At 43.9% G+C, this 23,948-nt stretch carries 27 protein-coding genes and 1 pseudogene; 16 read left to right on the top strand and 12 right to left on the bottom strand.

Features of this window, described 5'->3' with window-relative positions:
- Positions 1–22: 22 nt before the first annotated feature.
- The 3 genes from sufD to sufB form a co-directional block, all read right to left on the bottom strand.
- The gene (sufD, locus tag BG260_RS11965; protein ID WP_069133003.1) at positions 23–1,342 is read right to left on the bottom strand and encodes a Fe-S cluster assembly protein SufD; all 1,320 of its coding nucleotides are present in this window, start codon (positions 1,340–1,342) and stop codon (positions 23–25) included.
- On the bottom strand, positions 1,342–2,115 hold the full coding sequence (gene sufC / locus BG260_RS11960) for a Fe-S cluster assembly ATPase SufC (protein WP_069133001.1): 774 nt from the start codon (positions 2,113–2,115) through the stop codon (positions 1,342–1,344). The genes sufD and sufC overlap by 1 nt, the downstream gene beginning before the upstream one ends.
- A 178-nt stretch (positions 2,116–2,293) precedes the next feature.
- On the bottom strand, positions 2,294–3,736 hold the full coding sequence (gene sufB / locus BG260_RS11955; RefSeq protein WP_069132999.1) for a Fe-S cluster assembly protein SufB: 1,443 nt from the start codon (positions 3,734–3,736) through the stop codon (positions 2,294–2,296).
- 58 nt (positions 3,737–3,794) lie between these two features.
- Between sufB and BG260_RS14490 the strand changes: the two genes are divergently transcribed.
- Entirely contained in the window at positions 3,795–3,923 is a 129-nt protein-coding gene (locus BG260_RS14490) for a hypothetical protein (protein WP_281179605.1), read from the top strand.
- 43 nt (positions 3,924–3,966) lie between these two features.
- Here BG260_RS14490 and BG260_RS11950 read toward each other — a convergent pair whose 3' ends face one another.
- From BG260_RS11950 to greA, 8 genes are all read right to left on the bottom strand, one after another.
- Complete coding sequence (locus BG260_RS11950) at positions 3,967–4,959, bottom strand: phosphotransacetylase (RefSeq protein WP_069132997.1); 993 nt, start codon at positions 4,957–4,959, stop codon at positions 3,967–3,969.
- 1 nt (position 4,960) lies between these two features.
- Positions 4,961–5,824: a DMT family transporter gene (locus tag BG260_RS11945; RefSeq protein ID WP_069132995.1), complete on the bottom strand. Its 864-nt coding sequence runs from the start codon at positions 5,822–5,824 to the stop codon at positions 4,961–4,963.
- Positions 5,821–7,545, bottom strand: coding sequence for a hypothetical protein (locus tag BG260_RS11940; protein WP_141691595.1), 1,725 nt, complete (start codon positions 7,543–7,545; stop codon positions 5,821–5,823). Before BG260_RS11940 ends, BG260_RS11945 begins: the two co-directional genes overlap by 4 nt.
- Before the next feature lie 6 nt (positions 7,546–7,551).
- Positions 7,552–8,784 carry a BamA/TamA family outer membrane protein gene (locus BG260_RS11935; RefSeq protein ID WP_069132991.1) on the bottom strand — a complete coding sequence of 411 codons (1,233 nt, stop codon included), beginning with the start codon at positions 8,782–8,784 and terminating at the stop codon, positions 7,552–7,554.
- Entirely contained in the window at positions 8,757–9,221 is a 465-nt protein-coding gene (locus BG260_RS11930; protein ID WP_069132989.1) for an NUDIX domain-containing protein, read from the bottom strand. The genes BG260_RS11935 and BG260_RS11930 overlap by 28 nt, the downstream gene beginning before the upstream one ends.
- Before the next feature lie 3 nt (positions 9,222–9,224).
- Positions 9,225–10,163 carry a UDP-glucuronic acid decarboxylase family protein gene (locus tag BG260_RS11925; protein WP_069132987.1) on the bottom strand — a complete coding sequence of 313 codons (939 nt, stop codon included), beginning with the start codon at positions 10,161–10,163 and terminating at the stop codon, positions 9,225–9,227.
- 71 nt (positions 10,164–10,234) lie between these two features.
- A complete protein-coding gene (locus BG260_RS11920) occupies positions 10,235–11,569 on the bottom strand; it encodes a UDP-glucose dehydrogenase family protein (RefSeq protein WP_069132985.1) in 1,335 nt (444 codons plus the stop codon).
- A gap of 1 nt (position 11,570) precedes the next feature.
- Entirely contained in the window at positions 11,571–12,044 is a 474-nt protein-coding gene (gene greA / locus BG260_RS11915) for a transcription elongation factor GreA (protein WP_069132983.1), read from the bottom strand.
- A gap of 263 nt (positions 12,045–12,307) precedes the next feature.
- Between greA and BG260_RS11910 the strand changes: the two genes are divergently transcribed.
- The 11 genes and pseudogenes from BG260_RS11910 to BG260_RS14300 all read left to right on the top strand — a co-directional run bounded on the left by BG260_RS11910 (position 12,308) and on the right by BG260_RS14300 (position 20,014).
- A complete protein-coding gene (locus BG260_RS11910) occupies positions 12,308–12,745 on the top strand; it encodes a class-II aminoacyl-tRNA synthetase family protein (protein WP_069132981.1) in 438 nt (145 codons plus the stop codon).
- A 373-nt stretch (positions 12,746–13,118) separates the two neighbouring features.
- Positions 13,119–14,051: a ring-cleaving dioxygenase gene (locus BG260_RS11905; RefSeq protein ID WP_069132979.1), complete on the top strand. Its 933-nt coding sequence runs from the start codon at positions 13,119–13,121 to the stop codon at positions 14,049–14,051.
- Positions 14,052–14,136: 85 nt separating this feature from the next.
- A complete protein-coding gene (locus tag BG260_RS11900; RefSeq protein ID WP_069132977.1) occupies positions 14,137–14,640 on the top strand; it encodes a hypothetical protein in 504 nt (167 codons plus the stop codon).
- Positions 14,641–14,786: 146 nt separating this feature from the next.
- Positions 14,787–15,362: a Crp/Fnr family transcriptional regulator gene (locus tag BG260_RS11895; protein ID WP_069132975.1), complete on the top strand. Its 576-nt coding sequence runs from the start codon at positions 14,787–14,789 to the stop codon at positions 15,360–15,362.
- A gap of 126 nt (positions 15,363–15,488) precedes the next feature.
- Positions 15,489–16,004 carry an NAD(P)-binding domain-containing protein gene (locus BG260_RS11890; protein WP_069132973.1) on the top strand — a complete coding sequence of 172 codons (516 nt, stop codon included), beginning with the start codon at positions 15,489–15,491 and terminating at the stop codon, positions 16,002–16,004.
- Between the two features lie 90 nt (positions 16,005–16,094).
- Positions 16,095–16,952 carry an SDR family oxidoreductase gene (locus BG260_RS11885; RefSeq protein ID WP_069132972.1) on the top strand — a complete coding sequence of 286 codons (858 nt, stop codon included), beginning with the start codon at positions 16,095–16,097 and terminating at the stop codon, positions 16,950–16,952.
- A gap of 26 nt (positions 16,953–16,978) precedes the next feature.
- Positions 16,979–17,479: pseudogene (locus BG260_RS11880) on the top strand (VOC family protein).
- Positions 17,476–17,823 carry a pirin family protein gene (locus tag BG260_RS11875; RefSeq protein WP_069132970.1) on the top strand — a complete coding sequence of 116 codons (348 nt, stop codon included), beginning with the start codon at positions 17,476–17,478 and terminating at the stop codon, positions 17,821–17,823. Before BG260_RS11880 ends, BG260_RS11875 begins: the two are co-directional and overlap by 4 nt.
- 36 nt (positions 17,824–17,859) lie before the next feature.
- Positions 17,860–18,216: a pirin family protein gene (locus BG260_RS11870; RefSeq protein ID WP_069132968.1), complete on the top strand. Its 357-nt coding sequence runs from the start codon at positions 17,860–17,862 to the stop codon at positions 18,214–18,216.
- Positions 18,217–18,395: 179 nt separating this feature from the next.
- Positions 18,396–19,241 carry a GMC family oxidoreductase gene (locus tag BG260_RS14305; protein ID WP_218089771.1) on the top strand — a complete coding sequence of 282 codons (846 nt, stop codon included), beginning with the start codon at positions 18,396–18,398 and terminating at the stop codon, positions 19,239–19,241.
- A gap of 20 nt (positions 19,242–19,261) precedes the next feature.
- The gene (locus tag BG260_RS14300; RefSeq protein ID WP_218089770.1) at positions 19,262–20,014 is read left to right on the top strand and encodes a GMC family oxidoreductase; all 753 of its coding nucleotides are present in this window, start codon (positions 19,262–19,264) and stop codon (positions 20,012–20,014) included.
- Positions 20,015–20,061: 47 nt separating this feature from the next.
- On the opposite strand, the gene BG260_RS11860 is transcribed toward BG260_RS14300, so the two are convergent.
- Positions 20,062–20,361 carry a hypothetical protein gene (locus BG260_RS11860; RefSeq protein WP_069132965.1) on the bottom strand — a complete coding sequence of 100 codons (300 nt, stop codon included), beginning with the start codon at positions 20,359–20,361 and terminating at the stop codon, positions 20,062–20,064.
- 1,039 nt (positions 20,362–21,400) lie between these two features.
- On the opposite strand from BG260_RS11860, the gene BG260_RS11855 reads away from it, so the two are divergent.
- The 4 genes from BG260_RS11855 (at position 21,401) to BG260_RS11840 (ending at position 23,714) form a co-directional block, all read left to right on the top strand.
- Positions 21,401–21,835 (top strand): hypothetical protein, encoded by a 435-nt coding sequence (locus tag BG260_RS11855; protein WP_141691594.1) that lies wholly within the window; start codon positions 21,401–21,403, stop codon positions 21,833–21,835.
- Positions 21,836–21,845: 10 nt separating this feature from the next.
- Positions 21,846–22,325, top strand: a complete 480-nt coding sequence (gene rnk / locus BG260_RS11850) for a nucleoside diphosphate kinase regulator (RefSeq protein ID WP_176719490.1) — start codon at positions 21,846–21,848, stop codon at positions 22,323–22,325.
- A 168-nt stretch (positions 22,326–22,493) separates the two neighbouring features.
- Positions 22,494–22,988: a Dps family protein gene (locus tag BG260_RS11845; RefSeq protein WP_069132961.1), complete on the top strand. Its 495-nt coding sequence runs from the start codon at positions 22,494–22,496 to the stop codon at positions 22,986–22,988.
- Between the two features lie 189 nt (positions 22,989–23,177).
- Positions 23,178–23,714 (top strand): RNA methyltransferase, encoded by a 537-nt coding sequence (locus BG260_RS11840; RefSeq protein ID WP_083750294.1) that lies wholly within the window; start codon positions 23,178–23,180, stop codon positions 23,712–23,714.
- Positions 23,715–23,948: the final 234 nt, after the last annotated feature.

Below are 23,948 nucleotides of genomic sequence, written 5' to 3'. Positions count from 1 at the left end.
GATTTCTCAGGATGAGGAAAATTTAAGCGGTTACTTTCGCAACACTGTTTGCTTTGGTGTATCTGTACACTTCATCTATCAGAAGCTGGTGCACAGATTCCACTTTCATATTTTCAATGGTTTCGAGAGCAAAAGCGTAGGTTAAGACCTCTTTCGCTTTCTCTTCGGTCATACCCCGGCTCTGGAGGTAGAACACCTCTTCAGGGTCAAGCTGTCCGATTGTCGCTCCGTGCGAACAGAGAACATCATCCGCAAAGATTTCGAGCTGCGGCTTGGTGTTCACCAGACCGTCTTCTGAAAGAAGCAGGTTTCTGTTCTCCTGAAACGAATCGATCTTCTGAGCATCCCGGCGAACAAAAATCTTACCGTTGAAAATACTGTGCGCCTTGCCATTTACTACAACTTTATGAAGCTGATGGCTGTTTGCATGAGAAAATCGATGATCCATTACAGAGTGTGTATCTGCAATCTGATCTCCATCAATCAGTACCAGTCCGTCCAGGGTGAAGTCCACTTCCTCGTCTTCCTGAACCACACGCGGCTCATTACGAGAAAGTTTTGCACCCAAAGTGATCGTATAGGAGTGATACTCGGCGTTTTTTTCAACATAGGCGATCGGTCGGGATACATGCAGCGCGCTTCGGCTGTCCCGCTGTATACGGACGTGGTGAATGTGAGCTTTCTGCTTAGCCTTCACCTCACAAACCGGAACAGTCATATAGGTATTTTCAGACAGCCCGATGTGATCTTCAATAATCGTCACATCCGACTCCTCTTCTGCCACCACCAGCATTCTCGGAGTTGCAATGTAGGCCTGCTTAGAATCGGTGTAGAGATTCAAAACCTGGATCGGAGCTTCTGCGTTGGCTCCTTTCTCCAGATGGATGAAAGCACCGTCTTCGAACATCAATCCGTTAAAGGGTACAAACACGTCCTCTTCGTAATTGACTAACTTGTTCAGGTACTCCTCAACCGCATCGTGATCAGCAAAATCGGACAGATTACCGAAAGTAACCCCTTTCCCGAGTCCGCCGATGGACGAATACTTCTCCTGAAATGTACCGTTGATAAAAACCAAACGGCTTCGGTCAGATTCAGGAATATAATATTGTTCAATATCGGTAGCAGGAAGTGTATCCGCTTCACTAAGCGGTACAAAATCGGTTCTTGTGAACGGTTTCAGATCGGTAAATCTCCACTCCTCAATCTTACGATGTGGAAAATTAGTGGTATTCAGATCTTTCAGGCTCTGTTCACGAATCCCGGCCCAGTTCTCACTCTCCGGTGAGTGCTTTGCCAGCCGGTGCAAAAATGATGGTTCAACCTTGGTAGGATGTGCCATTACTTCGCCTCTCCGTTTACGGTTGCAAGATCTTCCAGCCAATCGTAGCCTTTCTCCTCAAGCTCAAGGGCCAGCTCTTTCTCACCACTTTTTACAATCTTACCGCCCATCATCACATGCACATAATCCGGGGTGATGTAGTTAAGCAAGCGCTGATAGTGAGTAATCAGAACTACAGCGTCATCCTCTCCATGCAGCTGGTTAATTCCGTTGGATACAATTTTCAATGCATCGATATCTAGGCCGGAGTCTGTTTCGTCAAGAAGTGACAGCTTTGGCTGAAGTACCGCCATCTGGAAAATTTCATTTCGTTTCTTCTCGCCGCCTGAGAAACCGGTATTTACACTTCTGTTCAAAAACTCGGGATCCATCTGAACCAAATCCAGTTTGTCTTTGATGTAATCTTCAAACTCAAGAGGGTCTAACTCTTCCCGCCCCATGGATGCTGCAATAGTGTTATACGACTCTCGCAGCAGCGTGTTGTTGGTTACACCGGGAACTTCCACCGGGTATTGAAACGCGAGGAATACACCTTTGTGCGCTCTTTCATCCGGATCGAGTTCCAAAATGCTTTCACCTTCAAAAAGAATGTCACCTTTGGTTACTTCGTACTCCGGGTGGCCGGCCACTACTTTGGAAAGGGTACTCTTACCGCTTCCGTTAGGCCCCATAATGGCGTGAATTTCTCCTTTTTTCACTTTGAGGTTTACTCCCTTCAGGATTTCAATCCCTTCACCCTCAACTTCAACATGTAAATCTTTTAATTCTAACACAGTTGTATGATTTTGTTTTGTTTGATTTTAAAATGTTAAAATCCCCTCTTCTGAGAGGACAGGTCTGCAAGCGTTCAGCGGCAGACAAGGGGTGCGTTTAATGTGACTTCCTTGTTTCCAAACACCCCTCCCTCCGACAAAAACTGTCGGAGTACTCCCCTCAAGAGGGAGAATTATTTTACCCTACACTACCTTCCAGTTTGATGCCGAGAAGCTTGTTGGCTTCAACCGCGAACTCCATCGGGAGCTCTTTCAGAACTTCTTTGGCAAAGCCGTTCACAATCAGTGATATGGCATCATCTTCACTGAGACCACGCTGCTGCAGGTAGAAAATCTGATCCTCGCCCACCCGCGACGTTGTCGCTTCGTGCTCAACCTTTGCCGTTGGGTTTGCAGATTCGATGTACGGAAACGTATGTGCCCCGCAAGTCTGCCCAATCAGCATAGAGTCGCACTGCGAATAGTTTCGGGCGTTATCAGCCTTCTTGCTGAATTTCACCTGTCCGCGATAGCTGTTGTCCGACTTACCGGCTGAGATTCCTTTAGAGATAATTGTACTCTTGGTGTTCTTTCCAAGGTGAATCATTTTGGTTCCGGTATCCGCCTGCTGACGGTTATTGGTAACAGCAACCGAGTAAAACTCACCGACCGAATTGTCTCCCTGCAATATCACGCTTGGATATTTCAGAGTAACGGCTGAACCGGTTTCGAGCTGAGTCCAGGAGATCTTGGAGTTATCTCCACGACAAGCACCACGCTTGGTTACGAAGTTGTAGATTCCACCTTTTCCATCTTCATCACCGGAGTACCAGTTCTGAATTGTTGAGTATTTAATCTCTGCATTTTCCAGTGCTACGAGTTCAACAACGGCAGCGTGCAGCTGATGCTCATCATACATCGGTGCGGTACAGCCTTCCAGGTAGCTTACATGACTATTCTCTTCCGCAATAATCAGCGTCCGCTCAAATTGTCCGGAGTTCATATTGTTGATCCGGAAGTATGTTGAGAGTTCCATCGGGCAGATCGTGTCTTTTGGCACATAGCAGAACGACCCGTCAGAAAATACTGCGGAGTTCAGGGCAGCGTAAAAATTATCGCGTGCCGGCACAACCGACCCCATATACTTCTTCACAAGTTCGGGGTGATTCTGAATCGCTTCGGAAATGGAGCAAAAAATTACACCAGCTTCAGCAAGTTTCTCTTTAAATGTGGTGAAGATCGATACACTGTCAAATACAGCATCCACCGCAACTCCCGCAAGAGCTTTCTGCTCTTCAAGTGGAATGCCCAGCTTTTCGTAGGTTTCACGAATTTTTGGATCTACATCATCTAAACTGTCGAGTTTAGGTTTATTTTTTGGAGCAGAGTAGTACTGAAGCTTATCAAATTTTGGCTTCTCATACGTGGCATTGAACCAATCCGGTTCTTCCATCTCCTTCCATGCCCGAAAAGCCTTCAGACGGAACTCCGTCATCCACTCCGGCTCGTTCTTCTTCTCGGAGATCAGCCGTACGACATCTTCATTAATTCCGGTTGGAAAATCTTCATACTCAACATCGGTGGTGAAGCCATATTTGTACTCCTCACCGATCATTGATTCTAGAGCTTTCGTCTCACTCATGTTTTGTTGTTTTGAAACTTTTACAGTTATCTATTTCTGGTCGAATAACACCCATTGAATGCCTGAAATTCGTTCAGGACGGGTCAATGCTCATCTATTCTTATTTGGAACAGATAAAGATAAGCAAAATAGATGCGATCTTAAAGCAAAACCCGACCGCTATAAAGAACGCATTTTACCCGTTTAATCTCCAATCGAATGAAGCTATAAAGCCGATAGTAGGAAACAAATTAGGACGATTTCTGACTAATCAGCGAAGCCACACAAGCTGTGTTCACAATATCATCTACTGAACAGCCGCGCGACAGATCCATGTAGGGTTTGGAAAGTCCCTGTAGAATGGGCCCGGTTGCCGTTGCACCAGCCAGACGCTCAGTAATTTTATAGGCAATGTTTCCGGCATCCAGATTTGGAAAAATAAACACGTTTGCATTGCCACCAACTTCAGAGTCGGGAGCTTTTCGTTTTGCTACCGAATCTACAAAAGCTGTGTCAAACTGAAGTTCACCGTCCATTTTCCAGTTCGGTTTGGCCGCTTTCGCTTTTTGATAAGCTTGCTGAACCAGCTCCACTCTTTCGTGTTTTGCACTCCCTTTGGTTGAGAATGACAGAAACGCGATGAGCGGTTCAGCCCCGGTCAGCAGCCGGTGGGTATCTCCGGCATCGAGCGCAATAGATGCCAGCTGATCAGATTCCGGATATGGAACCACAGCACAATCGGCATATGTGAACACCTTACCATCGGGCATTTCCATCAGAAAGGTGCTTGAAACAAGTTCAGACCCTTCGGCAACCCCCACCGTTCGCAATGCGGATACGATCACCTCGCCGGTTGAGGCCACCGATCCGGCAACCGCAGCATCCGCTTTACCGGTATCGAGCATCCAGCCGGCAGTAAAAAGCGGGTTCAAACTGATCTCCTGGATCTGCTCTTTGGTTGGATTTTTGTGGGCAAGCTTCTTTTCAAAATATCTGAACTTTTTTTCATCAAACACTGAGTTCCGGTACGGCTTAATTTCCACCGAATCGGGCAGTTCAACACCCTGCTCTTTAGCAAGGTTCTCTATTTTTTCCTTCTCCCCCAGCAGTATTGGCTTCGCAAGTCCCATACCGCTCAACATTGCAGCGGCTTTCAGCACACGAATATCCCTTTCCGCCTCTGGCAGAACCACACGTTTGTTCAGATTTGAGGCTTTTTGTCTGATCTCTTCGATTAAACTCATATTAAATCAACAATAGAATTGTAATTACAGTTAAAATGATCCCAACCCACTGAATCCTGGTCAGTTTATCCCCCCATTTTATGATACCGAGCAGCGTCCCACCAAGCACTGTCAATACATTTACACTACTGTAAACAATGGCTCCGTTCATCCGTTCCAGTGCTTCGATCAAAAATATGGCCGTGTAGAGGTTCGGAATTCCCACGGCAATTCCCATCACCCACTCCATTTTTTTACCCCCCCAGCTTCGCCTTGCGGTCATAATCACCAAACCGATCAGAAACGCAGACAGAAAAACGAACCCCATGAATTGTTCTTTATTCAGTAAGGTCGAAAACTCCTGCTCATATATTTTAAGTGACCCATCGCCCAAGCCTGTCCCGATAAACAGAAGAACCAGCAGCCAAGCTACGCTGAACGGCTCTCTCAACATTTTTCTCTTGTTTGGTAGAAGCAGAAAAAGGGTGATAAATACGAGTATCACCCCAGCCCACTGAACGGTGGAGAGAACCTCGAGGTACCACAAGGTAGAGAGTAAAACCGGAATGATGAGTGAGATCCGCATCGCCGCAACACTAATCCCAACTCCGTTGTGGTACACCGATTTGCTGTAGATGAAGAAGTTGGCAATAAATATCACCCCAACCACCACAGCCATCATTATGGCAACAAATCCCTCGCCAGTCTGGAGCTGAACAGCCCCGGTGAAACCCGAAGAGGAGAAAGCAATAGCGGTTGCGACCAGGTAGTTAATCGTTAAGACCCTAACTGTACTAAGATTGCGATTCTCTACAACTTTCAAAAAGTGAGCAATCAGTACGGAGGCGGCTGCACTTAAAATAATGTAGATCCATCCGGTGATCATCGTGCCAGATTGAGTGTCAGATTCCCAAACGCCTGAATCTCCTGAGGCGAGTCATGAAGTCTTCGCGAGGTGTAATCCACATTCCGATCCAGGTGGTTGACAAGATCAGACATTCTCGTTTTTCGCTGTTGAATTGCCTCTGCCCAATAATAGTTAAAGATCGTATGGCGCCGGTTGCCGTCAATAATACCGGTGTAGATGTTGGATCGCTGTCCCGGCTTGTTACTGAATAGAATTGCGGAGTTGGGCAACTCTCTCACAATCGTGTTCGCAGTTCGCTGAAGCAGTCCGCTCTCTCCGCTTCGTAAAAAACTCTCACCATCTTGTTGATCTCCGTTGATATAATCGAGGTCCACAAACAGAAAAAGTGCTCCAGGATTGATACGGGTAATTCTTTCAAAAAGAGTACTTAAAGAGATCTCATTTTCTCTGTGAGTTAAAAATATCTCTGATCTCCCGTTCACCGATTTTACAGTGGCTACACCGCTCAGGTAGATGTAGAGTGATCCTTCCCCATTCATACGATCCGCATTTCGCAAACCACCTATCGGATCTGCACCTGAAATTCGAGAGATCTGATTGTCTTGAAGCCTCAGCGTATTTTTCATGTACGCTTCAAACAGTTGATGATCTCTCTCCAAATATTGACGCGGCAGCAGATCGTTGTTGATCCCATTTGTTATGACCAGGCTGCGGTCGGAGGGATTGTTGGGTTTCAGTACCGGCATAGCGCGCTCCACGTCGATCTCACCAAAGGGAAGCTCCGCAAATTCAAACACAAGTGCCGGTCCCGATTCGGCTGTGCTCAGCCACTCAATCACACCGGCATCTCTGTCTATGTAATATTCATTCTCTTCATATCGGACTTTGAAAAATCTTTCATGCTCATTCTCCACAATTTCCAGAAAACTCCCCTGCCCTACTTCCGTTACGATGTTCACATCATCCTGTTCAGGGTTGCTGCGCAGGGATGCTACCAGGACTTCCACATTTAGATAAGGTGCTAAAAAACGGTTCACAGGGACTGCGAATCGGCTTGTCTGACCCTCAAACCCCAACTCTATCTCAATGACCGAATTTTCATCTAACTGACCGGTAAGATCATCACTGAAGGACCCAAGATTCAGTTCAAGTAATCCATCGTCAAGAGGCACGTCATCCTGACTAAACAGCAGACTGTCTCTCAGTGAAATCTTCAAATCAGCTACAAGTTCCTCCTCGGGCTGATATCGCACAGAATCCCTGAAAACCTCGGTTCCGCTCTGTCTCATCAATTTAGTCTCACCGGTGTAAATCGGTTCACCCGCAGGCTGCAAATTTGTAAATGACAATACGCCCATAAGACCTGCTGTTAAATTCAGCCCCAGCTGTTGCGCCGTGGATGGATTTGACAGAAGTATCCCGGAGTTTGCCGCTAACCCCGCAACGGTTGCCCCCGCCAGACCCAGCAGAACAAAGCCCCATTTCGGTTTGTATCTCTGTACGGTTCTCTCTACCCTGATCCGTTCCGGATACTCTCGGTCTTCGATGTTGTAAAGTGAAAATGTGGCGATGGGATTGTCAACGGTTGGCTCCTCTTCGAATACAAACGTAGTTTGCTTCAGCACAATTCGAGGTTCAGCTCTCTCATCAACGGCATGCTGTTCCGTCACTACCCACCGGGTTGTTGTACATGATGCTAAAAAAAGCACCGGCAGCAAGATGAACAGAACCTTCTTCATATAGATCTAAAACGTAATAACTGCTCCAAATGATAGGAGATGACGGAGTTTAAATTCCTCTTCAGTTCCCGGCTCCGACAACCAGAAAGGAATCTCATATTTCAGTACAAATCCTCGAGGTTTCCCAAGATAGTCAGGAATATTCAAAGAGAGTGAAAAACCGGCTCCGGCATCTGCAAAAAGTGTATCGGGTTCGTCATCGATTACCTGGAGGGATCGCCCCGCATCAAAGAAGAGATACGAGCGGAAGGAGAGAAAATCTCCGGCATAAGGAATTCGGTTGAATGCCACTCCAATCGGGTTATAATAGTCAAACTCTGCATTTACAGCAGCAATTGAGTTTAACAGAAACGGAACAACAAACTCGTCCGGATTATTACTGTAAAAACTATTTATGTCCTGCCAGGCATACCCTCTCAGGTTTGCCCCTCCCGAAATTTGAAAATTTCCGCTCTCCATCCATGGCTGCGGAATTGTACCTTTTGCCCGAGTCACACCGTTGAATATGGTTTCATGCGCCGGTGCCTTGCTTCGCGAAAAGAGATATTCCGGTGCGGTGTTCTCAGATGAGATCCCTGTAAAAAGCCGCACTTTAAAACCCCAATATTCATGAAGAGGAATATCCTGTCGAAACTCACCCCGGATTTGTACAAATGAATCATCCAGATATTGCACCATTGCAGCGGCGTTGAAGCGATACCACCCGAGTCCATTGTCATTTTTGACTTCAGCTGAGAGTGTTGATTTCAGCTTGGTCCGATCGCTCCAGAGGTTTGGAAAGGCTGTGTACTCCAAATCAAATCTCCTCTCCAAAGAGTTAAAAAAATGCACTTCTCTATATCTCCTCTCATCAAACCCCTCCTGCCACCGTTTATTCAAGGCAATGCCGTGACGGTAATATCCGGTTCGAATGGAGCTGATCAGCTGATAGTTTGCCTCACTGCCAAAATCGGACCAGCGGTCTATTGGGTTTATATAGGAGAGATAATAAGAAACAGGCAGATCGGGAAACCAGGTGCTAAGCCAGACCCCTCCGTCTAATCGGTGAGGTCCATCTTCAAACGTACCGGGAACCTGTCCCTTCAGCCGAACTCCCACCCGAATGCCGTCAACATCGTTGTACCAAAGATCGGGAGCGGGAATCAGCTCGTAGCTTCGGCTCTGACCGATGGAATCAGCCGGGATCAGAAAAAATGTAAATAGAACTGCAATTAAGACGAAGGAATTGAGACGTGCCAATCTTTCAATATTTTATTTTCTGTTATCAATCTGTGGGCCAATCCAAGCAGCCTCTGCTGTTCCGGCCAAGTAACCTGCTCTGTTGCCTCCTTTAACGTAAACCACCTGTACTCGGTATGTTCATCATCCAGATTTGGCAAAGAATCCGGCTGAAGCTCCGCGGCAAATGCGGGGATTTGATGAACGGTGTCACTATTGTGCTCATAAAACGTATTGACCGATGGCAATGTCCAGAACGTTACCGGCGTCAGGCCGGTCTCCTCTTTCAGCTCACGAAGTGCGCCCTGCCAATATGTTTCTTCGGGATGAACCTTGCCGCCTATCATTCTCCACTGCCCTTCATAGATTTTTCCCTTCGCACGTTTAAAGAGCAGAAACTCAACACCTCCGTTTATAATCCGGTAAGCGTAGAGATCAATCAGTCTTTTTTTAGACATAATTCACCCAACTTGTTCCTTAAAATACTTCATGGTTTTCATCAAACCTTCCCTGCGGCTCACTTTCGGTTCCCAATCCAGCACCTTAAGAACTTTACTGACATCGGGCTGCCGGACTTGAGGGTCATCTTCCGGAAGCTCTTTAAAAACAATTTTACTGTTGCTTCCGGTGATATCAATAATCTCTTTTGCAAAGTCCAGAATCGTAATCTCCTCCGGATTACCAATATTTACCGGGTAGACTTCATCACTCATCGCCAGCCGATAAATTCCCTCAACCAGGTCGTCCACGTAGGTGAATGAGCGCGTTTGTGAACCATCCCCAAAAACGGTAATCGGCTCCCCCTGCAGGGCCTGGCGAAAAAACGTCGGCAGTGCGCGTCCGTCACGCAACCTCATACGAGAACCATACGTATTAAAAATTCGCACAATTCCCGTATCAATTCCGTGGAACCGGTGATAGGCCATCGTCATCGCTTCAGCAAAACGTTTGGCTTCATCATACACTCCACGGGTTCCCACAGGGTTCACGTTGCCCCAGTAGTCTTCATTCTGAGGGTGAATTTTCGGATCTCCGTATACTTCACTGGTGGATGCAAGCAGGAATTTTGCATTTTTAGCTTTCGCCAGACCAAGAGCCTTATGTGTCCCGAGTGACCCGACTTTCAGCGTTTGGATCGGCATCTCGAGATAGTCGATGGGTGATGCCGGTGATGCAAAGTGCAGAATCAGGTCCAAATCGCCCTCCACTACAATGTAGTTAGTTACATCATGTTTGATGAACGAGAAGCGATCTTCTCCGATCAGGTGTGCAATGTTAGACTTTGCACCGGTCAGGAGGTTATCCATACAGATCACATCCCAGCCTTCATTGAAAAACCGGTCGCACAGGTGAGAGCCCAAAAATCCTGCACCGCCGGTTATGAGAACACGTTTACTCAATGGTTTGAGTTTTTATACAATTAAAAAAAAGAGTGTATCCGATTTTATCCAGATACACTCGGTATTAAATACTATGTGTTGACGCTTGGCCGTCCCACGCTAATGTAGGTAAGGCCGGCTGCTTTTGCCCTCTCCAGATCGTAAAGGTTTCGTCCGTCAAAAATCACCGGCTCCTTCATCATCTTGGAGAAGTTCTCCAGATCCGGACGGCGAAACTCGTTCCACTCGGTGCAGATCACCAGGGCGTCAACACCATCCAGAACGGCATCGCGATCACTGGCGAACTCTATGTTATTCAGTGCATCCTCTGTGGCCGCCTCCTTAAAGGTTTCGATCGCTTCCGGATCGTACGCCTTCATCTTCACTCCCAGCTTACCAAGTGCATCGGTAATGTAGAGTGAGGGTGCTTCGCGAATGTCATCGGTTTCCGGCTTGAACGACAAACCCCACACGCCTACGGTTTTCCCTTTTAGAGAGTCACCGTAGTGCTTCTTCATCTTTTCCACGATGGAGACCTTTTGGGATTCGTTGACCTTCATCACCGAATCCAGAATCTTAAAGTCATATCCATGCTCTCCGGCCGTATGGTGAATCGCCTGAACATCTTTCGGAAAACAACTTCCGCCATACCCGATTCCGGCAAACAGGAATCGCTTACCGATACGTGAGTCCGTACCAATTCCGCGGCGAACATTATCCACGTTGGCCCCTACGCGCTCGCAAATATTGGCAATTTCGTTCATAAAGGTGATTTTAGTGGCCAGCATGGCGTTGGCGGCATACTTGGTCAGCTCACTGCTGCGCTCGTCCATAATGATAATCGGGTTCCCGCTGCGCACAAACGGCTCATAGAGGGTTTTCATCATATCGGCCGCTTTCTCGCTGCTCGTTCCCACAACTACGCGCTCGGGATACATAAAGTCTTCCACAGCGGCTCCCTCTCTCAAAAACTCAGGGTTTGAGACTACGTCAAACTCGGCATCGGTTTTGGCCGCGATCTTCTCACGAACCTTATCAGCTGTTCCCACCGGAACCGTGCTTTTGTTTACGATCACTTTGTAGCCGGGGTACTTGTTGAACAGGTCCCCCAGATCTTCAGCCACATTCAGCACAAAGCTCAGGTCGGCCTGGCCATCGGCGCCCGGAGGCGTTGGCAGGCATAGAAAAATGATGTCGCTTTTCTGAAAGGCATCTTCCAGGTCGGTGGTAAAAGAGAGTCGTTTTTCGCGGATCGACCGGTCAAAAACACGGTTCAGGCCCGGCTCATAGATCGGTACTTCGCCGTTTCGCATTCTCTCCACTTTCTTCTCGTCGATGTCCACGCAGATCACATCGTTGCCGCTGTCGGCAAAGCAGGTTCCCGAGACCAGCCCTACATACCCGGTTCCAATTACTCCTACTTTCATATTATAGTCGCTCTATTTTTTTTATTTCCAGTTCCAGTGTACCGGCCGGTACGTCGATTTCAACAACGTCTCCAACCTCTTTACCGAGAATTCCCTGACCAATCGGTGAATCAACGGAAATTTTACCGGCTTTAAAGTCCGCTTCGTCCTTCGAAACAAGCGTGTACTTCATCTCCTTATTCGTCTTCTTGTTCAGAATAGTGACGGTTGAGAGCAGGTACGCTTTGGTGTCGTCGATATCTTTATCATCAATAATGCTTGATGTGGCAAGAGTGTTCTCCAGCTCGGCGATTCGTTTCTCCAGCATTCCCTGCGCCTCTTTTGCTGCATCGTACTCCGCATTCTCACTCAGGTCACCCTTGGCTCTCGCTTCTGCAATCTCCTCTGCAATCTCTTTTCGGCCGCGGGTTTTCAAATCTCTTAGTTCTTTATCAAGCTTCTCGTATCCTTCCTGGGACAGATAATTTTTCTTCATACTTACATTTACATCGGTTTAACTTAGTTAAAACAGAAATAGCAGTATTTCTACTGCTATCCATCGAACAATTTTTTCGGTAATTATTTAGACATGTAAAAATAGGATGTTCCGCACTGTTTTCCCAACGGCAATTTGTACTGTGACTGATGCCAGCTCAAGGATATTCCCAATAAATCGTTGCATCATTTTTTTAGATTGATCAATTTTTTATTGTTCTTGCATGCTTTCGTATAATTTTAATCACTGTTAATTAGTAATTCATGAAGTGGACAAAGTGGAAAAGCAGAAGAACAATACCTCAAATTAAACAACCAGGGGTTTACTACATTGCACTGTCTGATCAAGATATTTCGGGGCAACCATTTCGTTTCATCGAAGAGATCATTTATGTAGGGGTTTCTATATCCAAAAAGGGAGTACTCGGAAGACTGTACCAATTCAAAAAAGCAATGGAAGGAATAAATGGTGTCCATGGTGGTGCTGAACGCGTTAGATTTAAACACACAGAGGTACGGGATTTCTTCAGCAGGGTTTACATCTGTGTAAATTCCTTTCCGTTAACCGAGAATGACCATGTTTTTAACTGGAAACAGAAAGGGGAATGTCTGAAAGAGGAGTATGTGAGCATTGCAATGTACCTGGATCATTTTGGAAGGCTTCCAGAATTTAATGATCAAAAGCGATCTAAGAAGAAATAAGTTTGATATATTCTTATTCTAACAAGCCCTACTGGATTTTAAAAAGAAGATCCACGTTCAAATTGTTACCTCGATCAAATTGACGAATGATCTAAAACTAATATCTCCTATCATACAACACATTCTACAGTAGGCATCCCTTCCAGTTTATCTGCTTTTTTTATTTTTTCGAGAGAGCGATATAATATAAATGCAAAAGCATAGAAAAGGTCCATCCTTAACACTTAGAAGTGAGAATCGTTTTCAAGATTCTAAAATCGAACTCACCATATTTTAGAAGACGTTTCATGAAATTGATAAATGTCAATGGAACCCAGCGCAAGTGTAATTAGTTTAATATTAAACTAAACAGACAGTATTAAATCTTTAAATTATGAAAACCAACAAAAAAGGAATCCACCACATTACAGCAATTTCCGGCGATGCCCAGCGGAATGCTGAATTCTATGTTAAAAAGCTGGGAATGCGGCTTGTTAAAAAATCCGTCAATCAGGATGATCCCGGCACCTATCACCTCTTTTATGGAAATGCGAATGGCTCACCGGGATCCGGTCTAACCTTTTTTCCCTGGCAGATGGCCATTCAGGGTAAACCCGGTTTGGGTGAAGCTGTAACGGTAGCCTTAGCCGTTCCATCCGGCTCAATTGATTATTGGGCTGAGCATTTTGGCGAAGAGGGAATCGATTTTGACGGGCCGTATGACCGTTTCGGTCAACAGGCGATCGGGTTCAAAGATCCGGACCTGATGGGGCTTGAGCTTGTATTTGATGAACAGGTTGATTCACTGCCCGGTTGGGAAAAAGGATCTGTGCCTGCCGAGTATGGCATCCGGGGATTTCGCGGAACTACACTCCTTTTGAGTGAACATGAATCAACAGCACAAGTGTTAACAAACCTGTTTGGATTTGAGGAAACCGCCCGGGAAGAGAATCGATGGCATTACACAACGGATGCCCCAATCGGCGGTTCAGTCATTATCGAAGAAGGAGAACACAAACCATCGTCAAACGGACGAGGCATCGTTCACCATGTTGCCTTTCGGGCTTCTGATGATGACGAACTAAAAGAGCTGCGCCAAAAAATCATCGATATGGGACTTCATCCCTCAGATGTCATCGACCGGCACTGGTTCCACTCGGTCTATTTTCGGTCTCCGGGCGGTGTCTTGTTCGAAATTGCTACGGACGGACCGGGCTATGATGTGGATGAAGAACCCGATAAACTTGGGCAGAAACTAATCCTTCCCCCTTGGTTGGAATCAAAGCGGGAAAAGATCGAAAAGCGATTGCCTGAAATTCGGGTTTAATCTACAAATTTCTAGTCAACGTAAGACCCCCAAAATTTTAGAATCTTTGGGGGGTTACTCAATATTTAAGTTGTTGCACTACAAAATGGATAGCCTCTCAAAACATATCATTCAACCTCTCCTAAATGACGGCCCTCTTTCCGTTCTCTTTTTAAAAGATGATGACATCATGCTCAGGGTGATCAAAAAATCAAACAATATGGATCTAAAAGTGGGATCCATGCAGCACATAAAACATCATATACAGAGTGAACCTGCAACTGCGATTGAACTTGAAGCTGCCATAGCAAGCATCGAAGATGAATTGGAGCCGGTAATCCCGTCATTGCCGGCTCACCGTACTCTGGTCACATCCGAACTATTGTTCCAAAAAATTGCCGGAATTGCATCAGATAAGGATGTATCAAACTTTAAAGTTGATGATGTTGAGCGTCTTTTTAATTGCCTTGCTGATGTAGCATACGGCACACCTGCTAAGTTACTCGGAATTCCGGAAAATCGAGAATTCGCCGCAGGTTTGCTTTTCCTGCGTGAGCTTATGCATCATGCCAATTTCTCAACTATAACCCTACTGAACTCTACTTCGTAAATACTGAATAGTTTAAACAATATTTGTTTGACTTCATTCGACGCGCCGTAGTGTAGACCATCCTACTCCGTTCTGAAATTGTAACCACAGTTCAGGTATTTTTATTTATTTTATATAAAATTACTCCATTAAAAACCTGAATCAATATGTATGAGCAGCTCCGAAGCAGCATCAACGAAATCGTTTCTCTGACGGATGAGGAGTGGGAAATGTGCAAAAACAATTTCCGCCCAAAAAGGATGCTCAAACGGCAATTTCTACTGCAAGAGGGAGATGTTTGCAGAGAGTTGGCTTTTGTTGAGAAAGGTTCTCTTTATTCATACACCGTGGATTCATCAGGTAACAAACATGTCATTCGTTTTGCATTCACCGGTTGGTGGTTGGCAAACCTGCATAGTTTCTTTACAGCAAAACCAACCCGGTTAAATATTGAGATTTTGGAAGACAGTGAACTTCTTATGCTCGACAGGGAAAATCATGAAAAGCTTCTGAAAGAAATCCCCTCCTACGAACGCTATCACCGGGTTATACTTCAGAATGCATATGCAGCTCTTCAGCAGCGTGTGGAAAATGCATTGGGACTCACCGCAGAAGAGAAATATGCCCGCCTGATTAAACAAAATCCAGAATTCATGAACCGGGTGCCATTAAATTTAGTGGCTTCTTATTTGGGGATGAGCCCTGAAACACTGAGCTGGGTACGCGGAAATTTCAGTGGTTGAGTTACTGCTTCTCAAATCCTGTTCTTGACATATATCAAGAGATTTTCTTATCGTATATCAATGGAAAGAAAGTAGTGATGAGGTAAGTTTGTAGTACAAAATGGAACTGCAAACAGAACAATCACTATGCCTATTACTAAACAAACGATTGCAATTATAGGTGCCGGAGGAGATTTGGGTTCTGCTCTTGCAAAGGGAATTATATCAGGAAATTATCGACTGCTGCTATTTGGTACGAAATTAGACTCTTTAGCAGAGACGATCTATACGGAGCACCCGAAAGCAGAAGTAAAGATCATGGACTGTGCATATGAATGTAGCTGGGAAGCTGACATCATTATTCTGGATATCCCAAAGGCCAATGAAAAGGAGATTGCTGAAAAAATACACAATGTAGCTATTCAAAAAATCGTAATGCATATTGACGGCAATGTTGACGAAGATAGCCCAATCGTATCCGACAGATTACAAAGTCGTCTTCCCTATTCCAAAATCGTGACGGTATTAAAACAAGGGTTAATGCCACGGGTTATTATTTCCGGTGATGATCAGGATGCCCTGCATAATATCTCAGAGCTTTTGAAAACAGCCGGTTTCAAGGTCTCTCAGACTCTTAAACCAACTAGAACCGGCACATATTAACCATTAAAATTGTTAGGAATGCAGATAACAACCTGAATACAAAGACTGCTTTCAAACTGAATATTCAACATATAAAGATTTAAAATTGCTATGATACTCATTACTGGAGCCAACGGACATTTAGGAACTCAAACCATTGATTTATTACTAGACAAAAAACCCGATGCCGAAATTGCAGGACTTGTCCGAAGCGAAGAAAAAGGTGCCGAACTAAAACAAAAAGGTGTGGAAATCAGGGTCGGTGATTATACCGATTACTCATCCATTGAAAAAGCCGTTCAGGGAATTGAAACACTGTTGTTAATTTCTTCCAGCTCACTGGAAGGACGGATAGGGCAGCACAAAAACGTCATAGAGGCTGCAAAGAAAGCGGATGTAAAGCAGATTTTTTATACGAGCATTGTTCAAGCGGATAAAGAGTTGAGTCCGCTTTCGCCGGATCATGCCGAAACTGAAAAGCTCATTCAGGAATCCGGTATTCCCTATACCATTTACCGCAACACCTTTTATATGGAATTTCTGCCGCTATTCCTAGGCAATGCAATGGAAACCGGACAGTGGGCTTTTCCATCAGATGGCAAAGCCATCAACCTGGCACTGCGTTCAGAAATGGGCGAAGCATTAGCAAACGGACTGAAAAATTCCGGAAAACATAAAAACAGCATCTATGAAATTACATCAGGCAAAGCCTACACCCTTGATGAGATTGCTGGCTTGCTAAGTGAATCTTCCGGCAAGGAAATCACCTATACTGATGTCCCTATTTCAGAATTTGAAAAAACTCTGCAAGAAATCGGTTTACCTGAAGATCAAATTGCCATGAGTGTGATGACCGCCGAGACATTCGTCAACGGAGCACTCGATTTCACTTTTGATGATATGGAGAAGCTGCTTGGACGCAAACCTACCGGACTTGATACATTCATCAAAAACTTCGTGAACCCATAATTTTCTTTCTTTAAAAAAAACAGATCATGAATGAGAACTATACAGCACCACCAAAAACATCGATTGGGCACGTCCATTTGAAAGTATCGGTCCTGAATCGTGCACTTGAATTTTATCGCGACCTACTGGGATTTGATCTGACTACCATGTACGGCGATCAGGCTGCATTTCTATCGGCAGGCGGTTATCACCATCATATTGGTTTGAATACCTGGCACAGTAAAGGAGGTCGGCCCTGACCGCGAAATAGTGCCGGTTTATATCACACTGCTTTTTTGTATCCCACTCGGAAAGATCTGGCCATCATTCTAAAGCGATTAATCGATGAGGGCTACCCTATCAGCGGTGCCAGTGACCACGGAGTTTCGGAAGCCATTTATCTTAACGATCCGGATGGCAATGGAGTAGAACTTTACCGTGATCGACCCAGACAAGAATGGGAATATACCGTCGATGGTTCCGTAAAGATGGTTACCGAGCCGCTGGATCTGGAAGGATTGCTGCAGGAATTGGAGGATGAAAAATGATTCATATCTCCAAGGCGAATACGCGCAGAAAAGTAAGCCGCGGGCCTTTTACATCACGATTTTTACCCTTAGGCCGATTGCTTCCCGAATGGAACGACCACGGTCTTGCCCAGATCGGACGGCTGGAACATGCCACACTTGAAGCCGGTGCCCTGGTGCCGATGCATATGCATCAAAACGAGGAGATTTTATCGTACTTGCGGAAAGGAACCATGCTTCACAAAGACAGTGATGAAAATGATCTGGGTATCCACAACAAGTACTTCATGCTGATGAATGCCGGAAGTGGAATATACCACGAAGAAGGAGTTCGCGAAGGCGGTGAAACCGTGGAAATGCTGTAAATTTTCATCCGCCCCCAAGCAGACGGCTTGAAACCCATGATTCAGTTTCACGAACCGGACCAAACCTATAGCCTGAACCAATGGCGATTGCTTGCCGGCTCTGAACGCTCGGAGGCCCCGATGAAATTCAGAAGTGAAGTACTCTTTTATGATGTGCGGCTTGAAAAAGAAAACTCCCTGCAATCGCCAAACCTAAACGGCAAAACCGGTCTTTTATATGTATTCAGCGGAAATATCAAAATTGAAAACAGTGACGAAATTGTTAAAAAGGGAGATTCAGTCGTAATCAAAGATGAGCAATTGGATCTAATCAGCAGGGAAGATTCCGACCTGGTCTTTTTTGTACTGGATGAAAATGCACCTTTCAGCCGTAATGGGTTATTTGCGAAGTAATAATTGATTCTCATAAACGAATGGAAAAAGCCTGAAACTAGAAACTTCAGGTTTTTTATTGAGATATATCAAGAGTTTTTCTTAGCAGATGTCAAGGAGAATAGCGGCCACTCTTCTTAGTTTAATGTTAAATAATTGCATAAATATTTAACATTAAGTGAAGAGGTAGATTATGGAAAATGAAAAATCCCGATCAAAAAATAGCAAGGTTATATGATTATATCATTGTAGGCGCCGGATCGGCCGGTGCAATTGTTGCTGCCCGGCTTTCAGAAGACCCTGACAAAGAAGTTTTATTGCTTGAAGCCGGTCCGGAGGATAACAGTTACTGGTCCAAAATTCCGCTGGGTTTTGCCAAGATACTTTTCAACGAAAAGTATATGCGGTGGAACCATCAAACAGAAAACGAACCCGGTTTAAAGAATAATACGTATCCGTTACCACATGGAAAACTGCTTGGTGGATCTAGTGCAATTAACGGACTCGTGCATGTTCGCGGATCATCATTCGACTACAATACTTGGGAAAAAGAAGGTGCAGATGGATGGGGTTATCGCGATGTACTGCCCTATTTTAAAAAAAGTGAACGTGATCATCGCGGTGAAGATGAATATCACGGAGGTGACGGCCCGATTGGAGTGGAACTTGCACGATGGAAGAATCCATTGGCAGATGCGTATATTGATACAGCCGTAACCACTCTGAATATTCCCAGGAATAACGACTTTAATCGCCCCAACATTGAAGGAGCTGGCTACTGGGATTTAGCAACCTGGAAAGGACGCCGTTCATCCACATCAGCTGGATATATCAAACCAAATCGCAAGCATCCAAATTTCACAATTCTTACGGAAGCGTATGTCACAAAGGTTGATTTTGAAGGAAAAACGGCTGTAGGTGTCAGCTATGAACGTGATGGCGAACTGTATCATGCACAAGCAAAACGTGAGGTGATTTTGAGTGCAGGTGCTCTTCAAACACCGCAGCTGCTCAGTTATCAGGTATCGGTCCTGCAGATCTTTTAAAGGAGAATGGAATAGAGATAGTGCACGAACTAAAGGGTGTTGGTGAAAACCTGATTGATCACATGCAGGTAGACCGCAAATACACAACATCCAGTAAATACACCTTAAACAAACAAGTGGGAACCATGTTTCAGCAAATGTTGGCCCGGATCAATTATTATCTCGGCCCGCGTAACGGGCCGCTAACGATTGGCGCATCCCTTGCCGGCGCGTATGTAAAAACCCGGCCGGATGTGGAAGCCCCAGCCCTGCACCTTCACTTTCTTCCATTTATGCCAGGAGACAAAGGCTGGGATCTTGCAAAATTCTCGGGATTCCGGTTGGGAATGTACCAAAACCGACCGGAAAGTCGTGGCAGAGTGCGAATTACTTCTTCGGATCCAAAAGCAAGTCCCTCAATTCTTTTTAACCATCTAAGTGAAGAGGAAGATGTCCGCACCATCTTAGAGGGCATGAAAATTGCCAAGCGAATTGCGGATGCGATGCCGCAGGAATTAATGGTTGAAGAGATTGAACCAGGGCCTGCCGGAAATAGTGATGAAGGGTTGCTTGATTATATACGGACAAATGGGAACACAGGCTTCCATTACAGCGGAACAGCCCGTATAGGCAAAGATGATTTGGCCGTGGTTGATCCACAGTTGCGTGTTCGTGGCATAAATAACCTTCGGGTGATTGATGCTTCGGTGATGCCAACCATACCATCCGGAAATATCAATGCTGCTGTTCTAATGATCGGTGAAAAAGGAGCTGATCTCGTGAAAGAGGGATAGATTTCTAAAACCATGAAGTTAAGCCTGTGATAATCTCACGGGCTTTTCTATTCCGAATTTTTTATAAGCTGGTCGATGATGGCTGCCTTTGCCCGATCCACATACATGCCGTAGGAAACGATCAACAATCCTTTAACTCCTGATTCAGTTGTGATGGCATGTACGCTAGATTCACTTCCCGGATCTGTTCCCTGGTCAAAAAAATGAGACTCGACGATTGTCAGTTCATCAGGGTTAAATTCTGTTTCTAATGAATTGCATTTAATACAATCTTCTTCTAACCCAAAAACATGAGTATAGCCCTGTTCCTTAAGTGATTCAACCGCATCTGCAAGGTCTGTGTACATGATGTTTACCTCTCAATATTTTAATCTTATTTACATATTTGTGTCTGATGAACAATATAATCTTTCCAGATATACTTGCTCTTTAATATAAATAGGGATATGATTGGATAAGAGAAACTCATCTGAAGCAATTTTTTTGTAAAAAAATGGAACTTTCCAGGGTTCAAATATCAATTCTGATTGGTTGTTTCATACTATTGATCACCAATCTCATCTCGTTTAAGAAATTAAATATTAGATATGGGATAGGTATGATAAAAAGATTTCTCGGAGAGATTGTAACCTACCTCATTTTTACCGTACCCGGTAAACAAATCTAATTGGGTACGGTTCCTGCTTATCAGTTGGAAAGGATATTATGCACTAATTTTTGCTGATAATTTGAAGTGAATATCAGTTCCATTCATATTCAATACCAGCTTTTCCACAATACTGATTCCTTTTATTTGCCATTTCTGAAAGTAGAAGTGCAAATCTTATGGAGGTTAATCAGTTTAAAAGCTCTGTACAGCAGTTTAAAAATTAGAAATGTGCTGAATAATTCAAACTCAGCATCCACAGTTTTCAATTTGAAAACACTTCGAACTTAAAATGTAAAATAAATAGTAAGATAATTTGCCAAGAAACACTTATTGGTTTTACCAGCTCAATGAATTTGGCTTGTATACATATAAATGAGAAGAGTACTGATGAGGTTATTCACTTGGGAGATAAAAACCCAAACAAACCACCAAAGAAAAAACAAAAAAAGAAGAAGAAAGCTGTAGAAGACTCTCCAGTTAAGAAAAAGTGGAAAAAGTCTAGGAAAGAGAATGCCGCTTAAAATTAGATGAACATGTTAGAGGCTAATCACTGAAAAGTGATAATACAATTGTAATCCATCTCATTGATTTGGGATGGATTACTTTTAATTAATGACAAATAATAGAAATCTTTTTGAAGTATTCATGTATTGAATCTGAAAAAATGAATATATCTCACACTGTTTACGAAATTAAATAAAGGACTAATGATTATGAATACACTATTCTGAACAATCATGTTAATTCTATTACGTGCTCGGACCTTGACTCCAGCGATGAAATTAAAAAATACATCTAAGGCTGGATTTAAGACATTGAGTCTCAAGTCCATAAAAAATCAACTCCACAAATTAAAAGATCAAAATAATGGCAACAAGCAATTTCAATTTGCAAGGATAAGAATTCATCTGATTTTTGATTCAGGTTTAATCAAAATCAGAAATACCGGACAAGCTGATGCAAATAATGTCAATATTATTTTAGACGGAATTCAAGTAGACAACTATCCGGGAATTTTAATGAAAGAGAATCACTATAAAATTTCTGCTAAAGAAACATTAGTTATTCAAGCTTGTGTAGGTACTGAAGTATTTCCTTCTGAATTCATTGAAATCACTTGGAATGATCTAAAAGCAGATGAGAATTTTTACCGAATCTCTTTATACAATTAAATCTGTGGGATTGAAAAAACAACATTCCTTTGATCCAAAAGCTTTAAACCAAAAATTAATATTAAACATACTTATAGCCATGAATCCTATACTTTTAACAAAACTTGATCACACAAGAATAACGAAAGCCCTTAATTCAGCACTGGATAAGAGAACAGTTTTTCAAAATGATGCCGATGGTATACTTAATGAAATTAATTCGGCACTGCTTGTTGAATCCTATGAAATTCCACCCGACATAGTGACAATGAATTCGATTGTAAAGCTCAAGTTTATGAATCAGAATAAAGAGACCGAAATTCAGATTGTGTATCCGGATGAAGCTGATTCAGCTAAGAATAAAATTTCAATATTTTCACCGATTGCAACCGCGTTGATTGGTTATAGAGTTGGTGATGAAATCGAATGGTTTGTACCGGCAGGTTTAACAAAAATGAAAATTATGAAAATTATTTATCAGCCCGAAATGGCGGGAGAATATCAATTGTAAATTGAATGGATTGTAATACTGATCTGAAAATGAGGGAAAAATTACATCAACCTTGAGAAAAATCAAGACGTTTCCTTAACAAATGTCAATGGCAAATAATGACTGTTTTTATAGATTGAAGTAGAAAAACGAAAACTATAGGAACTATTAAAACAACGGAGATTGAATATGATAACCACTGAAGAAAGAGTAAAAGAGGAAGTAAATATTGGAATAAGTACCGTGAACCGGGGAGCGATTGCAAATGAACTGTCCAGAGTTTTGGCCGATAGTTATGTGTTGTATTTGAAAACACACAACTATCACTGGAATGTTACCGGTAAATTTTTTCATTCACTGCATGAGCAGTTTGAAGAGCAGTATTCTGAATTGGCCGAAGCAGTAGATGTAATAGCAGAAAGAATTCGGGCACTTGGTTTCAGAGCTCCCGGAACATTTAAAGAATACCGTGAGCTGACATCCATTGAAGAAGATGCAGATCAGCCCGATGCTATGGAAATGGTTCGGCGTTTGGTTGTTGGCAACGAACAAGTGTTACGAACCGCTCGTGAAGCTTTAAAACCTGCACAAAAAGGTGAAGATGAAGCCACAATAGACCTGCTGACACAGCGGTTGAATACCCACTCAAAAACAGCCTGGATGCTGCGAAGTCATCTGGAATAGGTTGTTTGATAATTTATGATTCATATAAGAAAGCCTGTGAGACAATTCCTCGCAGGCTTTTTTTAGTTGGGCTTCGTACTCTGAATATTAAAGAGTTTATTATCTGATCAAGATATATTGTTGATGATTTTTTAATACCTTCACTGCTCAATAGGTAAGCAACTTGAATCACACGATCACTCTTCCGTTTTGAAAAAGCTCACAACCAAAGAGATTTTACAGCAAAACCTTCAGCGAACACCCCCACTCAAGGATCACTTCATCCTCTGGCTCCACGACATCCGCAGCCTTCACAATGTAGGTGCCACATTTCGCTCGGCAGATGCTTTTGGGATTAAGGAGCTCTGGCTTTCGGGATTTACCCCCACCCCGCCCCGGCCTGAAATTACCAAAACCGCCATCGGTGCCGAAGAGAATGTAGCGTGGAAGCAAATTGAATCACCGACTGATGCTGCTGTATCAATAAAATCTGAGGGCTATCAAATTATCGGCCTGGAGCAGACAACCACCAGCACACTTCTTCACGAATACAAACTTCCTTCAAAGAAAATCTGTCTGGTTTTGGGTAATGAAGTCACCGGCATTGGAGATGATTTAATCCCACACCTGGACGCAAGTGTGGAGATCCCTCAATTCGGGATGAAACACTCTCTGAATGTCTCGGTTGCCGGCGGTGTAGCGCTCTATGCGTTTTTTGAAAAGTTTGAAGAGTTCAATGGAAACTGAGCTTATGAATAGTCATACTGCTGCCAACGTCCAAAACGCCGGGTGAGCTAAACCTTGCAGCACCTACCGGATCTGCAAGCGTTTTGTCCTTAGACCTGAAAGTCGCCAACTGCAAACCTACACCCGTCATTTCCAGCCCAGTCGAGAAGCATCTCCCGAATAACCGAGGTCAGAAAAACGCAGTCATATTCAGTGAGATTTCACTTCAATATTTTTCCTTCACCCGACAGTATC

This window comes from Rhodohalobacter halophilus, assembly GCF_001715195.1.
Lineage (GTDB): Bacteria > Bacteroidota > Rhodothermia > Balneolales > Balneolaceae > Rhodohalobacter > Rhodohalobacter halophilus.
This window is presented reverse-complemented; position numbering and strand designations above follow the sequence as displayed.

Excerpts from the sequence above, each read along its gene's own strand:
- sufD (WP_069133003.1), bottom strand. The coding sequence starts at position 1,342 with ATGGCACATCCTACCAAGGTTGAACCATCATTTTTGCACCGGCTGGCA.
- sufB (WP_069132999.1), bottom strand. The coding sequence starts at position 3,736 with ATGAGTGAGACGAAAGCTCTAGAATCAATGATCGGTGAGGAGTACAAA.
- BG260_RS14490 (WP_281179605.1), top strand. The coding sequence starts at position 3,795 with ATGCCTGAAATTCGTTCAGGACGGGTCAATGCTCATCTATTCTTATTT.
- BG260_RS11950 (WP_069132997.1), bottom strand. The coding sequence starts at position 4,959 with ATGAGTTTAATCGAAGAGATCAGACAAAAAGCCTCAAATCTGAACAAA.
- BG260_RS11945 (WP_069132995.1), bottom strand. The coding sequence starts at position 5,824 with ATGATCACCGGATGGATCTACATTATTTTAAGTGCAGCCGCCTCCGTA.
- BG260_RS11940 (WP_141691595.1), bottom strand. The coding sequence starts at position 7,545 with ATGAAGAAGGTTCTGTTCATCTTGCTGCCGGTGCTTTTTTTAGCATCA.
- BG260_RS11930 (WP_069132989.1), bottom strand. The coding sequence starts at position 9,221 with ATGTCTAAAAAAAGACTGATTGATCTCTACGCTTACCGGATTATAAAC.
- BG260_RS11920 (WP_069132985.1), bottom strand. The coding sequence starts at position 11,569 with ATGAAAGTAGGAGTAATTGGAACCGGGTATGTAGGGCTGGTCTCGGGA.
- greA (WP_069132983.1), bottom strand. The coding sequence starts at position 12,044 with ATGAAGAAAAATTATCTGTCCCAGGAAGGATACGAGAAGCTTGATAAA.
- BG260_RS11910 (WP_069132981.1), top strand. The coding sequence starts at position 12,308 with ATGAAGTGGACAAAGTGGAAAAGCAGAAGAACAATACCTCAAATTAAA.
- BG260_RS11905 (WP_069132979.1), top strand. The coding sequence starts at position 13,119 with ATGAAAACCAACAAAAAAGGAATCCACCACATTACAGCAATTTCCGGC.
- BG260_RS11900 (WP_069132977.1), top strand. The coding sequence starts at position 14,137 with ATGGATAGCCTCTCAAAACATATCATTCAACCTCTCCTAAATGACGGC.
- BG260_RS11895 (WP_069132975.1), top strand. The coding sequence starts at position 14,787 with ATGTATGAGCAGCTCCGAAGCAGCATCAACGAAATCGTTTCTCTGACG.
- BG260_RS11890 (WP_069132973.1), top strand. The coding sequence starts at position 15,489 with ATGCCTATTACTAAACAAACGATTGCAATTATAGGTGCCGGAGGAGAT.
- BG260_RS11885 (WP_069132972.1), top strand. The coding sequence starts at position 16,095 with ATGATACTCATTACTGGAGCCAACGGACATTTAGGAACTCAAACCATT.
- BG260_RS11875 (WP_069132970.1), top strand. The coding sequence starts at position 17,476 with ATGATTCATATCTCCAAGGCGAATACGCGCAGAAAAGTAAGCCGCGGG.
- BG260_RS11870 (WP_069132968.1), top strand. The coding sequence starts at position 17,860 with ATGATTCAGTTTCACGAACCGGACCAAACCTATAGCCTGAACCAATGG.
- BG260_RS14305 (WP_218089771.1), top strand. The coding sequence starts at position 18,396 with ATGAAAAATCCCGATCAAAAAATAGCAAGGTTATATGATTATATCATT.
- BG260_RS11860 (WP_069132965.1), bottom strand. The coding sequence starts at position 20,361 with ATGTACACAGACCTTGCAGATGCGGTTGAATCACTTAAGGAACAGGGC.
- BG260_RS11855 (WP_141691594.1), top strand. The coding sequence starts at position 21,401 with ATGTTAATTCTATTACGTGCTCGGACCTTGACTCCAGCGATGAAATTA.
- BG260_RS11845 (WP_069132961.1), top strand. The coding sequence starts at position 22,494 with ATGATAACCACTGAAGAAAGAGTAAAAGAGGAAGTAAATATTGGAATA.